Annotated in this window: 11 protein-coding genes; 4 read left to right on the top strand and 7 right to left on the bottom strand. The window is 73.0% G+C overall.

Annotated features, from left to right (window positions below; genetic code table 11):
- Positions 1-57: 57 nt before the first annotated feature.
- Positions 58-603, bottom strand: a complete 546-nt coding sequence (locus Q7F20_RS09510; protein ID WP_305739855.1) for a TetR/AcrR family transcriptional regulator — start codon at positions 601-603, stop codon at positions 58-60.
- Positions 604-694: 91 nt separating this feature from the next.
- On the opposite strand from Q7F20_RS09510, the gene Q7F20_RS09505 reads away from it, so the two are divergent.
- The gene (locus tag Q7F20_RS09505; protein ID WP_305739854.1) at positions 695-1,426 is read left to right on the top strand and encodes an SDR family oxidoreductase; all 732 of its coding nucleotides are present in this window, start codon (positions 695-697) and stop codon (positions 1,424-1,426) included.
- Positions 1,427-1,479: 53 nt separating this feature from the next.
- Positions 1,480-2,451, top strand: coding sequence for an NAD(P)-dependent oxidoreductase (locus Q7F20_RS09500; protein WP_305739853.1), 972 nt, complete (start codon positions 1,480-1,482; stop codon positions 2,449-2,451).
- 46 nt (positions 2,452-2,497) lie between these two features.
- On the opposite strand, the gene Q7F20_RS09495 is transcribed toward Q7F20_RS09500, so the two are convergent.
- From Q7F20_RS09495 to Q7F20_RS09485, 3 genes are read right to left on the bottom strand one after another with little or no spacing between them, the layout of a single operon-like run.
- Positions 2,498-3,670, bottom strand: coding sequence for an MFS transporter (locus tag Q7F20_RS09495; RefSeq protein ID WP_305739852.1), 1,173 nt, complete (start codon positions 3,668-3,670; stop codon positions 2,498-2,500).
- 14 nt (positions 3,671-3,684) lie between these two features.
- Positions 3,685-3,891, bottom strand: a complete 207-nt coding sequence (locus Q7F20_RS09490) for a hypothetical protein (protein ID WP_305739851.1) — start codon at positions 3,889-3,891, stop codon at positions 3,685-3,687.
- The gene (locus Q7F20_RS09485) at positions 3,888-4,760 is read right to left on the bottom strand and encodes a helix-turn-helix domain-containing protein (protein ID WP_305739850.1); all 873 of its coding nucleotides are present in this window, start codon (positions 4,758-4,760) and stop codon (positions 3,888-3,890) included. Before Q7F20_RS09485 ends, Q7F20_RS09490 begins: the two co-directional genes overlap by 4 nt.
- Positions 4,761-4,847: 87 nt before the next feature.
- On the opposite strand from Q7F20_RS09485, the gene Q7F20_RS09480 reads away from it, so the two are divergent.
- A complete protein-coding gene (locus tag Q7F20_RS09480; protein WP_305739849.1) occupies positions 4,848-5,732 on the top strand; it encodes an aldo/keto reductase in 885 nt (294 codons plus the stop codon).
- A gap of 16 nt (positions 5,733-5,748) precedes the next feature.
- Here Q7F20_RS09480 and Q7F20_RS09475 read toward each other — a convergent pair whose 3' ends face one another.
- Entirely contained in the window at positions 5,749-6,897 is a 1,149-nt protein-coding gene (locus Q7F20_RS09475; RefSeq protein WP_305739848.1) for a sorbosone dehydrogenase family protein, read from the bottom strand.
- Between the two features lie 133 nt (positions 6,898-7,030).
- Here Q7F20_RS09475 and Q7F20_RS09470 point away from each other — a divergent pair, with 133 nt between their 5' ends.
- A complete protein-coding gene (locus Q7F20_RS09470; RefSeq protein WP_305739847.1) occupies positions 7,031-7,696 on the top strand; it encodes an SDR family oxidoreductase in 666 nt (221 codons plus the stop codon).
- Positions 7,697-7,871: 175 nt separating this feature from the next.
- Here Q7F20_RS09470 and Q7F20_RS09465 read toward each other — a convergent pair whose 3' ends face one another.
- Positions 7,872-8,666: an SGNH/GDSL hydrolase family protein gene (locus tag Q7F20_RS09465; protein ID WP_305739846.1), complete on the bottom strand. Its 795-nt coding sequence runs from the start codon at positions 8,664-8,666 to the stop codon at positions 7,872-7,874.
- Between the two features lie 131 nt (positions 8,667-8,797).
- On the bottom strand, positions 8,798-11,548 hold the full coding sequence (locus tag Q7F20_RS09460) for a hypothetical protein (RefSeq protein ID WP_305739845.1): 2,751 nt from the start codon (positions 11,546-11,548) through the stop codon (positions 8,798-8,800).
- Positions 11,549-11,629 lie beyond the last annotated feature (81 nt).

Below are 11,629 nucleotides of genomic sequence, written 5' to 3'. Positions count from 1 at the left end.
GCCGGGCGCGAGGCCCGGTGTCACCCGGACAGCCGGGCGCCGGGCGCCGGCCCGCCGTCAGGCTGCCGGCAGCACCCCCGCCGTCGCGAGCTCCACGCGCTCGCGCGCTCGACGCTCGTCGTCGCCGAACCGGTCGACGCCCCACGACACCGCGGTGAGCAGTTCGAACAGGGCGTCCGCCTCGACGTCCGTCGCTGCGCCCGCGTCACGTGCACGTCGGAGGAGTTCCGCGGTGCGCAGCGTCAGCCGGGTGCAGACGGTCCGGACGGGCGAGTCGGGGTCGTCGATGGCGTCCGCGATGCACGTCGGCAGGTTCTGCCAGATGCGCAGCTGCCAGGTCAGGCGGAACATCCACTCCCGCAGCGCGGCGCCCGCCTCGAGCGCGTCCAGGTCGGCCGATTCCTCGATGATGGCGCGGACACTGTCGTCCATCACCGCCGCGAGGAGGTCGTCCCGGGTCGGGAAGTTCCGGTAGAGCGTGGCGTTGCCCACCCCGGCCCGTGTGGCGATCCCGTCGATCGACGCCAGGATGCCGTCACGGTCGAAGACCTCGCGCGCTGCGGCGAGGATCGCGTCCCGGTTCCGTCGGGCGTCGGCGCGCATCGCGTCTCCTGGGTTGACTCAAGTGGGGGATGTCCCCACATAATGATCCGGGGAGCTTCCCCGCTTCGTCGAGACTACCGCAGGAGTGCACATGACCGAACAGCTCGAGAACCGGATCGTCCTCGTGACCGGAGCGAACGGCGGGCTCGGCACCGAGTTCGTCCGCCAGGCGCTGGCCCGCGGCGCGCGCAAGGTCTACGCGACCGCGCGGACGCCGCGTGACTGGGGCGACGAGCGCATCGTCCCGATCGCGCTCGACCTCACCGACCCCGCGTCGGTCGCCGCCGCCGCAGCGGCGGCCAGCGACGTCGACCTGCTCGTCAACAACGCCGGTATCGCGCCCGCGTCCGACACCTCGATCGCCGACGCCGCCGAGGACACGCTGGAGCAGGTGTTCGCCACCAACACCTTCGGCACCATCCGGGTCTCCGCGGCGTTCACCCCGATCCTCGCGGCGAACGGCGGCGGCGCCGTGCTGAACGTGCTGTCCCTCGCCGCCTGGACGCCCCTCCCCACCGTGTACGCGGCGTCCAAGGCAGCGGCGTGGTCGGCGACGAACGGCCTGCGGGTCGAGCTGGAGGGCCAGGGCACCACGGTGACGGGACTCATCGTCGGCATGGTCGACACGGCCATGGGGTCCCGGTTCGACGTCCCGAAGTCGACCCCCGAGAGTGTCGTCGCCCAGGCCTACGACGGTGTGGCCACCGGGGCCTTCGAGGTGCTGGCGGACGACGACTCCCGCTTCGTCAAGGAGCTGCTCGCTCGCCCCGCCGAGGAGCTCGGGGCGGCGACGGCGGCCGCGGCCCGCGCCGTCGTCAGCTGAGGGGTACCGACAGGGCGTGCCGTGCCCGGTGACCTCGGCCTAGCGTGACCGGCATGCGCATCGTCGTCATCGGAGCCACCGGCCACATCGGCACGTTCCTCGTCCCCCGTCTCGTCCGCGCCGGTCACGACGTCGTGACGGTCACCCGCGGCACCAGCCGCCCGTACGCCGGCTCCCCGGAGTGGCAGCAGGTCGAGCAGGTCACGGCCGACCGCGAGCAGGAGGACCGCGACGGCACGTTCGGCGACCGGATCGCCGGCCTCCGCGCCGACGCCGTCGTCGACCTCGTCTGCTTCACGCTGTCGTCGGCCGAGGCGCTCGTCACGGCCCTTCGCGCCAGCGGCACCCACCTCGTGCACTGCGGGTCGATCTGGCGTGCCGGTGTCTCCTCCGTGCTCCCGGTCACCGAGGAGAACGCGACGGAGCCCTTCGGTGAGTACGGCGTGCAGAAGGACGCGATCGCCCGGATGCTCAAGCGTGAAACCGCCGACGGGGGTTTGGTGACGACCTCGCTCCACCCCGGGCACATCAGCGGCCCGGGGTGGATGCCCATCGGTCCGCTCGGCAACCTCGACCCGTCGGTCTGGACGAAGCTGTCCGCCGGCGAGCCCGTCGAGGTCCCGGGCCTCGGCGCCGAGACCATGGCGCACGTGCACGCCGACGACGTCGCGCAGGCCTTCCAACTCGCGGTCGAGCACCGCGATGCGGCCGCCGGCGAGGACTTCTTCGTCACGGCTCCGACGGCGCTCACAGCGCGCGGCTACGCGCACCTGGTCGCGTCCTGGTTCGGCCAGGAGGCGCGGCTCGACTCCGTCTCGTGGGACCGGTTCCGCGAGACCACGGCTCCGGAGCACGCCGGTGCGAGTTGGGACCACCTGTCACGCAGCCAGGTGTTCAGCACCGAGAAGCCCCGACGACTGCTCGGGTACGAGCCCGCCTGGACGGCCGAGGCGACGGTCCTCGACGCGTTCCGGTGGCTCGTCGAGCACGGCGAGGTGGACGTCGCGCGCCCACTCGTGGTCTGAAGTGGTGCCCGCCCAGCCGAGGCTCGGCCCCGGCAAGGCCGCAGGTTCAGGCGCGGGCGGTGAGCACCAGCCCTCGGCGGCGGTGGACGGCCCAGACCGTCAGGGCGAACCCGATCAGGACCGAGCCGCCGACGGTGACCGCGGTCCATCCGCCGGCGTCCCACAGCACGGCGGCGAGCGCGGACCCGGTCGCGCCGCCGATGAAGTTCGCCGTGACGAACGCGGTGTTGAGTCGGCTGCGAGCGGCCGGGTCGATCGCGAAGAGCCGTGTCTGGTTGAGGACGTTCGTCGCCTGCACGCCGACGTCGAGCAGGACGACCGCGACGAGGACGACCATGATCGACCCCGCTCCGAGCCCCGCGACCACGAGCGAGACGAGCACGAGGGCGATCGCCGCCCCGGTCACCGGGACGGAGGCCCCGCGGTCGTGCAGCCGACCGACGCCCTGTGCTGCGACCGCGCCGGCGAGCCCGGCCAGGCCGACCAGACCGATCGCGCTGGTGGAGTAGCCGAACGGCTCCGCGCTGAGCAGGAACGTCAGTGCGGTCCAGAACATCGTGAAGACGGCGAACACCGCGGAGCTGATGACGAGGGTCACGCGCACGGCCCGGTGTGCTGCGACGGCACGGAACACCGATCCGATGAGCGTCGGGTACCGCACCCGGTCACGTCGGTCGAGCTCGGGGATCGCCCGACGGAGCAGCACGGCGAACAGCAGAGCCGCGACGGCGGCGACCACGTAGATCGCGCGCCAACCGAACGCGTCCGCGACGAGCCCGCTGACCGTGCGCGACACGAGGATGCCGATGAGGACCCCGGAGGCGATCGTGCCGACGACGCGCCCGCGGGACGAGGGGTCGGCGAGGTCCCCGGCCAGCGGGATGAGCAGCTGCCCGGCGACGGTGGTGAGGCCGACGAGCGCGAGCGCCACCAGGAGCACGGCGAACGACGGGGCGACTGATGCGAACAGCAGTGCGACCGCGGACGCGACGAGCACACCGGGGATCAGGCGTCGTCGGTCGAGGACGTCGCCGAGCGGCACCACGAGGAAGATCCCCAGCGCGTACCCGACCTGCGTGAGCGTGACGAGCAACCCGGCGACCGCGGCTGACGTCCCGAGCGAGGACGCGATGTCGTCGAGGAGCGGCTGCGCCCAGTAGAGGTTGCCGACGGCCGCGCCCCCGGCGACCGCGAACAGCAGCGTGCGGGCGGGTGTCATCCCCGCACGGGCGGTCACCGCCGCCGCCGGACGAGCTCGGCGAGGTGCCACGGTCCCGGTGCGAGTCGGACCGCCGCATCGGCGCGGATGCGGTCGTCCCGGGCACGGTCGCGGGTGAGTTCCTCGATCTCCCGCCCGGCGTGCAGGCGGAACCTGACCCGTTCGAGGAAGGTCAGCGGCTCCGTGGCCCGGACGGTCCGGATCGAGTCGGTCTCGCTCATGCGTCCTCCGGTTCCGGGACGGCGGCGGCGCTCGTCGCCGCCAGGTTGGCGAGGAGCTGCAGGCGCTCCTCGGACGGGGAACCGGGCTCCACGGTGTACACGACGAAGGTCAGGCCGGTGTCGGTGACGAGCTCCATCGTCTCGTACGTCAGGTCGAGGTCGCCGACCTCGGGGTGGTGCACGCGTTTCAGGCCGGACCGGTGCCGCATCACGTCGTGCGCGGCCCAGCGCTGCCGGAACTCCTCACTGCGGGTGGACAGTTCTCCGATGAGGTCCGTCAGCCCGCGGTCGTACGGAGACCGGGCCGCCTCGGCACGGAGCACGGCGACCATGTCGCCCGCGACGTCGTCCCAGTCGCGCCAGAACTCGCGGCCGCGGGGATCGAGGAACGCGAACCGTGCGGTGTTCGGGGTTCCGGTCAGATCGAGGAAGAGCGGCGCGTAGACCGCGCGGGCGAGCGCGTTGCCCGCCAGGAAGTCCGACCGACCGTTCCGCACCCACGCGGGAGCGGTCATCGAGTCGAGCACCCGCTGCACGTTCGGTCGGACCTTCGACGTCGGGGTCTTCCGACGCGTCGTCGCGGAGGCGTTCTGCACCCGAGCGAGGTCGAACAGGTGCGCGTGCTCGGCGTCGTCGAGGCGGAGCGCCCGGGACAGCGATCCGAGGACGCTCTCGGACACCCCGGTCAGGTTCCCGCGCTCGAGGCGGATGTAGTAGTCGACGCTCATGCCCGCGATGAGGGCGAGCTCCTCGCGGCGGAGACCCTTGACACGTCGTGCGCCGCCGAAGTCGGGCAGCCCGACCTGCTGCGGCGTCATGCGTTCGCGGCGGGTGCGGAGGAAGTCGCGGACTTCGTCTCTCGTGTCCATGTCCTCCACGGTAGGTCCGGTCGACGGGTCGGAGCAGGGGTTGCTGGTACCCGTCAGGCGCGTCCGGGCGGTCGTAGCGTCATCGGCATGGACACACTCACCCTCAACAACGGACTCGAGATCCCCGCGATCGGGTTCGGCGTCTTCCAGAGCGCACCGGCTGACACGGTCGACGCCGTGCGGACCGCGCTCGAGACCGGGTACCGCCACATCGACACCGCCGCCGCGTACGGCAACGAGCGCGAGGTCGGCGAGGGCATCCGCGCCTCGGGTGTCGACCGCGACGAGATCGTCGTCGAGACGAAGATCTGGGTCTCCGACTACGGCTTCGACGAGACCCTGCACGCCTTCGACAAGGCCACCGGCAAGCTCGGCTTCGACCACGTCGACGTCCTGATCCTGCACCAGCCCGCACCCGACCGCTTCGACCGGACCATCGCCGCGTACCGGGCGCTCGAGCGGCTGTACGCCGACGGGCGCGTCGGCGCCGTCGGCGTGAGCAACTTCATGCCGCACCACCTCCGGTCGCTCCTGGACGCCACGGACGTCATCCCGGCGCTCAACCAGGTCGAGTTGCACCCGTACTTCACGCAGCCGGACGTACAGCGTGCGGACGCCGAGCACGGCATCCTCGACCAGGCCTGGTCGCCGATCGGTGGCATCACCTTCTACCCGGGCTGGGGTGACGAGCGGGTCAGCGTGCTCGACGACCCGACGATCCGGGCCGTCGGCGAGGCGCACGGCAAGACCCCGGCGCAGGTGATGCTCCGCTGGCACGTGCAGCACGGCCGCAACGCGATCCCGAAGTCGACGAACCCCGGTCGCATCGCCGAGAACTTCGACGTGTTCGACTTCGTCCTCTCCGACGACGAGCTCGCAGCGCTCGACGCACTCGACACCGGTCGCCGCGGCGGCCCGGACCCGGACGGGACGGACACGAGCCGGTTCGAACGGGTGATCCCGGAAGCCTGACGGGACCGGACCGCCCTCAGCTCGTCGCGAGCGGCACCGACACGATCCGGTCGTCGCCGTCCGTCGGGTCGCCGCGCCCGTCGGTGTTGTTCGTGACGAACCACAGCGCACCCTCGGGACCCTCGAGCACCGTGCGGATGCGGCCGAATTCGCCCGCGAAGTACTCGGTCGACGTCGAAGGGTCGTCGGCGGGGACGGCCCGCACGACCTCGCCCTGCAGGTTGGCGATGAACACGGTGTCGTCGATCACCGCCAGGCCGCTCGGCGAGGCGTCGTCGGTGGCCCACTGCTGTACGGGGTCGACGAACCCCTCGCTCGTGCCGCCGGTGCCCTCGACCTCCGGCCAGCCGTAGTCCCTCCCCTTCTCGATGACGTTCAGCTCGTCCCAGGTGTCCTGCCCGAACTCCGACGCGAACATCGTGCCGTCGGCCGACCACCCCATGCCCTGCACGTTCCGGTGCCCGAGGCTCCACACGGGGGACCCTGGGAACGGGTTGCCGCCGGGGACCCGGCCGTCCGGGGTGAGTCGCAGGATCTTCCCCGCGAGGGAGTCCCGGTCCTGCGCGTCCGAACCCGTGCCGGCGTCGCCGACGCTCGCGTAGAGCATGCCGTCCGGTCCGAACGCGATCCGTCCGCCGTTGTGGAAGCTGTTCGACGGCAGCCCGTCGATCACGGTCGTGGCCTCCCCCAGTGCGTACGACCCGGGGTCCCCGGACAGCTCGTACCGCTGGACGCGGTTGCCGTCCTCGCCCGTCGAGTACACGAACAGGTCTCCCTCGTGCAGGGCGAGTCCGAGCAGGCCGCCCTCGCCGCCGTGCCGGACGCCTGCGATCGTGCCGACCCGGCGGGTCTCTCCGCCGGTCAGCTCGAGGACCTCCGCCGAGTCACGCTCGCTGATCAGCGCATCGCCGTCGTCGCCGGTGCGGACCACCGACCACGGGGCCTCCAGTCCGGTGACGACGTCGGTCGTCTCACCCCCGGGCACGAGCCGGCCGGCGGCGCTCGCCGCGGGGGTCGTGGCGCTCGACGAGGGGCTGCTCGTGGCGGTCGTGCGACCTTCGAGCGTGCGGGCGTCGTCGTCGGTGCAGGCCGCGAGGACGAGCGTCGCGGCGGCGACCACGCCGAAGGCGGACAGGGTGCGTCGGGTGCGGGCGGTGGTGTGCACGGAGGTCCTCCCGGGTCGTGCGTCGATTGCACACGCGGTCGTCGGGAATCCCCTGGGTGGCACTGGCATCCCCTCCCTCGGGTGCGCGGAGCGGCCTACGGTCGGGTCCACGCCCCACCGGAAGGACCACCACATGACCACCATCGCCATCGTCGGAGCCGGCAATGGCCTCGGCCTCGCCGTCGCCGAGCGCTTCGCCCGCGAAGGCTTCTCGATCGCACTGATCTCGCGCAACCAGGACCGGCTCGACTCCCTCGCCGCCGAGCTCCGGGAGCACGGGTACACCGCCGCCGGCTTCGCCGCGAACGTCCGCGACGGGGACTCGCTCCGCGCTGCGCTCGAGCGTGCGACCGAGCAGCTCGGTCCGATCGAGGTGCTGCAGTACAGCCCCCTGCCCGCCAAGGAGTACATGCGCCCGGTGCTCGAGACGACGGCCGAGGACCTCGTCGGGCCGATCGAGTTCTCGGTGTACGGCTCGGTCAACGCGGTCCGTCAGGTGCTGCCCGGCATGCGTGCGATCGGGCACGGCACGATCCTGTTCGTGAACGGCGGGAGTGCGGTGCGCCCGGGTGCTCGGGTCACCGGCACGTCCGTCGCCTTCGCGGGCGAGAGCGCCTACGCGCAGCTGCTCCACGACGCTGTCCGGGACGAGGACGTCCACGTCGGCCAGCTCATCATCCCGTTCGGGATCGACGACGGGCAGCCGGAGCACTCCGCTTCGGCGATCGCGGATCGCCTGTGGGCGATCCACACCGAGCGTGGTGCGTTCCGGACGTACGCCGAGCCGTTGCCGGAGTGAGCGGCAGACGGACGGGAGGCGCGGGGGGGGGCCCCCCCCCCCCGGCCGGGCCGCCCCGGGGGGCGCGGGGGCGCCCCGGCGCCCCCCGCGCGGGGGGGGGCGGCGCGGCCGGCGGGGCGGGGGGGGGGGGGGGGCCCCCCCCCGCGCCTCCCGTCCGCCCCTGGTCGCCTCGCGGTCAGCGCGCGGCTCGCGCGATCGCGCTCGCCATCACGCGTGCGACGACGACGTTCGTCGCCGCGTCGCCGTGGATCCCGTCCGCCGAGGAACCCCGGACCCAGGCACCGTCCGCCTGGCGGAACTCGGCGAACGGGTCGACGTACGACCAGCCGTGGTCCGCCGCGTCGTGCTCCAGCGCCCGGCTGAGCACGAGCTGTCCCGCGCGACGGTCGGCGCCCCACTGGCTCCAGGTCCAGTTCGAGGGCGGGCCGGAGACGACGAGGACGTGCCGCGCCCCGACCTTCCGGACCACGGCGTCCACGTTCGCGATCGTCGTCGCGGTCGGGATCGCCTGGTTCACGTCGTTCGTGCCGAGCTCGACGACGAGGACGTCCGCATCCGGCACGGGGCCGATCTCGTGAAGGACCTCGTCGGACCGGTAGCCGCTGTGCGCGTAGCCGCCGACGGCGTGGAACCGAGTGTCCGGCACCAGGTCGTGGAGCCACGAGTCGGGCCGTGCCGTGATGGAGTCCCCCGCGTACGCGAACGTGACCGCGCCCGAGCGGTCCCCCGTGCCGAGCGCCCCGGTCACGGCATCGTCCGGGGTGGCGGCGCGGACCCGTGCTCCGCCGCCTGCTCGGGTGTCCGCACGTTCGACCGGGGCCGCCGCGACGTGGCCCGTGGACGGAGCGCGTTCCGCCGCTGCGGTGCTCGCCGACACGACGGCCGTGCCGACGACGAGGGATCCGCCGGCGACGAGGCAGGCGGCGGTGACGATGCTCGCGACGAGGGCGAGGCGACGGGTGCGGGACACGACATCAGGTATCCCCCGGATCGACCGGCCGTACCAGTCCCCAGAGCTGGGGAACCGCGCTGCTGGCTGTGGGTCTTCGCGGCCGTTCCCAGCGGACTCGTCCGGTCCGGTCGGCGCGGTGCCGCCACCGGTCACGGTGTGCGCCGCAGTGCCACGCGGTGCCGGCGACGGCCCGACACCCACGTGCCCGCGGTCACGAGCAGCGGCAGCCCGAGCGCGAGCAGCGCGAGGACCGGCCAGTCCGCCACGAACGGCAGGTGGGAGGTGCCCGCCGGCCCTGCCGTGAACCGGAGGGTGAGCGCCCGGATCGGCAGCAGGCCGAGCAGGGTGCCGATCACCGCGCCGACCGTGGTCAGGATCGCGGCCTGCCACGCGGACACCCGGCGACGGAGCACCGGCGCCGCACCGACCGCGTCGAGCACCTCGTCGTCGCGCCGACCGTCCGACCGGGCCAGCCCGATGGCGACCGCGGTCGCGCCGATCGTCACCGCCGCGGCCAGGGCGAGCACGATCGCCTTGACGATCCCCTGGGCGTCGACGGGGCCGGCCTCGTACTGGAACCACGGGCCGCCCCAGCGTTCGCGGTCGGCTCCGCCGAGGCTCTGCCACGCCGAGGTCAGTTCATCGGACTGCGCCGGGGTCATCTCGCCCGACTGCTTCGTGACGAGCATGCCGTCGACCGCCGGGAGTCGGTAGTGCGCGGCGGTCTCGCGCGTCATGAAGACGCCGACCTGGATGCGAGGGGTCTGCACGTCGAGCACCGCGGGGATGTCCGTCGTCGCGTCCGGCCGGGTCCGGTCCGAGATCGCCGGGCCGTCCGAGGTCTGGTCGCGGAACGCATCGATCCGGATGTGACCGTCGTGCGCGTACTCCGGCCACAGTGCGACCGCCCGGCCCGAGGCGAGGGCGTCGCGCACCGCCGCGGTCGGACGGTGTCCGGTGAGCAGGGCGTAGTCGCCGATCGTGCCCGTCCAGATGTGCGGTGCCGAGCTGTCCTGCGACACGAGGTAGCGCGAGCAGGACGTGGTGTCGTTCGTCCGGCAGTCCGAGCGTCCCCAGCTGTGCAGGAGCGAGATCGTCGACGGTCGGTCACCGGCGATCTCGGACACGACGCCGAGCACACGGACCCGGTCGCGTCCGAGGACGCCCCGGACCACCTCGGCCGCGTGCGCCGTGACGGCTGCGTCGTACCCGCTGTCACTGCCGTCCTCGTTCGAGAGCCAGACGTCCGCCGTGGCGACCCCGACGGCCGTGCGGTACTCGTAGTCACGGACGAACTGGGCGTGCTGTGACGCGCTCCAGGTGATCGCCACCGAGGCGACGAAGACGACGCTCATCACGCTCGCCAGCACGGGGACGGTCCGCACCGGGTTGCGCCGTGCGTCGCGGGCTGCGAGACGGGCGGAGAGCCCCAACCGCGTCGCGATCCGAGCGACGAGGGCGAGCAGCCACGGCGAGGACATCGCGACCCCGAGCTGCATGAGGCACGGGCCGATCGCGACGCCGGCGCCGACGACCCAGGCGAGCTTGTCCTCCTGCACGGGTCGGTCGTTGAGCAGGAGCACGCCGACACCGCACGCCAGGGTCATCACGGTGCCCGCGACGACGAGGACCGGTGCCCAGATCCGGCGTCGGCGTTCGGTGCGGGGGTTCACGGCCGCCGGCCGGAGCGAGCCGCGCAGTGCGGCCAGGACGTTCACCCGCGTGGCTGCACGGGCCGCGACGAGCGCCGACACCAGCCCCGCGAGGACGGCGGCGGCACCGATCGACAGGAGCAGGCCGACCGGGATGTGCAGCCCGGGCCACGAGCCGACGTTGCCGTTGTCGACCAGGTGGAACGCGAGCACGCCGACCCCGGTGCCGAGCGCGACCCCGAGGACGGCGCCCGTGAGCCCGAGCACGAGCCCGGAGCCGGCGACGATCGAGCGGACGAAGCGCCGGTCCCCGCCGACGCTCGTGACGATCGCGTACGAGCGGGTGTCCGCCCGGGTGCCGACCAGGAACGCGGCGCCGGCGAGCAAGGCGACCTCGAACATCGCGAACACCCCGAGCAGGGCCATCGCCCCGAGGAACCAGCCGATCGGACTGCTGAGTCCGGCGCCGTGCAACCGCTCGTCGGGCGGGTCGAGCACGACGGGTCGGGACTGCACCGTGATCCCGTGGGCGTTCAGGGCGCGGATGTCGGACCACGTGGGCGCGTCGGATGCCAGGTACACCGTGAGGTCGTACGGCGCGGGAGCCGCGTCCGCCCCCGTGACCGTCGTGCCCCACGGCAGGAAGACGCCCTGCGCGTCGGGGTCCGACGCGGCGTCGCGCATCGTGCCCGTGATCGTGAACCGCTTCGTCACCGGGTCGGTCAGGTCGACGGTGTCCCCGATGTCGGCTCCGAGTCGCTGGAGCGTCGCCGGGGTCACCATGAGCTCGTCGCGGCTGGTCGGTGCCGCGCCGTCCAGCACGTGCCAGTGCCCGTCGAGCACCTTCGACCAGACCGCGCCCTCGACCGCCTGGATGCCGATCGGCCCCTTCGGCCCGGTCAGCACGATCGACCTCGACGTCACCGGGATCGACACCGCGCCGGCGGGGACGTGGTCGAGGAGGTCCGCGAACCGTGCGTCGCCGTCGGACTCCTGCACCGGACTGCCGTTGGCCGACTCGGTGTACTGCCACTGCACGGGGTCCTGCCGCATGCCCGGCAGGTCCGGTCCGACGACCTGCATCTGCGCGACCGCGTGTCCGAGGTCGTACCGGAGGCTCTCCGCCTGGGTCGGCTGCGTCGACTGCACCACGATCGACACCGCCGCGAACCCCGCGGTGGGGATGCCGATGAGGGCGACGATCAGTGCCGCCCGCCCGGCCTTCGCGAAGGCCAGCCGTCGACCCAACCGGAGCGCCGGACGCAGCGCGAAGGGCGTGCGGCGATCACGCCCCGAGCGGGTCGCGGCGTCGGCGCGTGGCCGACGCGT

The organism is Curtobacterium sp. A7_M15 (genome assembly GCF_030705415.1).
In the GTDB taxonomy this organism is placed as follows: domain Bacteria; phylum Actinomycetota; class Actinomycetes; order Actinomycetales; family Microbacteriaceae; genus Curtobacterium.
Note: the sequence above shows the minus strand (reverse complement) of the source record. Positions and strands in the feature narration are given on the sequence as shown.

What these genes read in the sequence shown, in the direction of transcription:
- Q7F20_RS09510 (WP_305739855.1), bottom strand. Translation starts at nt 603, where the DNA reads ATGCGCGCCGACGCCCGACGGAACCGGGACGCGATCCTCGCCGCAGCG.
- Q7F20_RS09505 (WP_305739854.1), top strand. Translation starts at nt 695, where the DNA reads ATGACCGAACAGCTCGAGAACCGGATCGTCCTCGTGACCGGAGCGAAC.
- Q7F20_RS09500 (WP_305739853.1), top strand. Translation starts at nt 1,480, where the DNA reads ATGCGCATCGTCGTCATCGGAGCCACCGGCCACATCGGCACGTTCCTC.
- Q7F20_RS09495 (WP_305739852.1), bottom strand. Translation starts at nt 3,670, where the DNA reads ATGACACCCGCCCGCACGCTGCTGTTCGCGGTCGCCGGGGGCGCGGCC.
- Q7F20_RS09490 (WP_305739851.1), bottom strand. Translation starts at nt 3,891, where the DNA reads ATGAGCGAGACCGACTCGATCCGGACCGTCCGGGCCACGGAGCCGCTG.
- Q7F20_RS09485 (WP_305739850.1), bottom strand. Translation starts at nt 4,760, where the DNA reads ATGGACACGAGAGACGAAGTCCGCGACTTCCTCCGCACCCGCCGCGAA.
- Q7F20_RS09480 (WP_305739849.1), top strand. Translation starts at nt 4,848, where the DNA reads ATGGACACACTCACCCTCAACAACGGACTCGAGATCCCCGCGATCGGG.
- Q7F20_RS09470 (WP_305739847.1), top strand. Translation starts at nt 7,031, where the DNA reads ATGACCACCATCGCCATCGTCGGAGCCGGCAATGGCCTCGGCCTCGCC.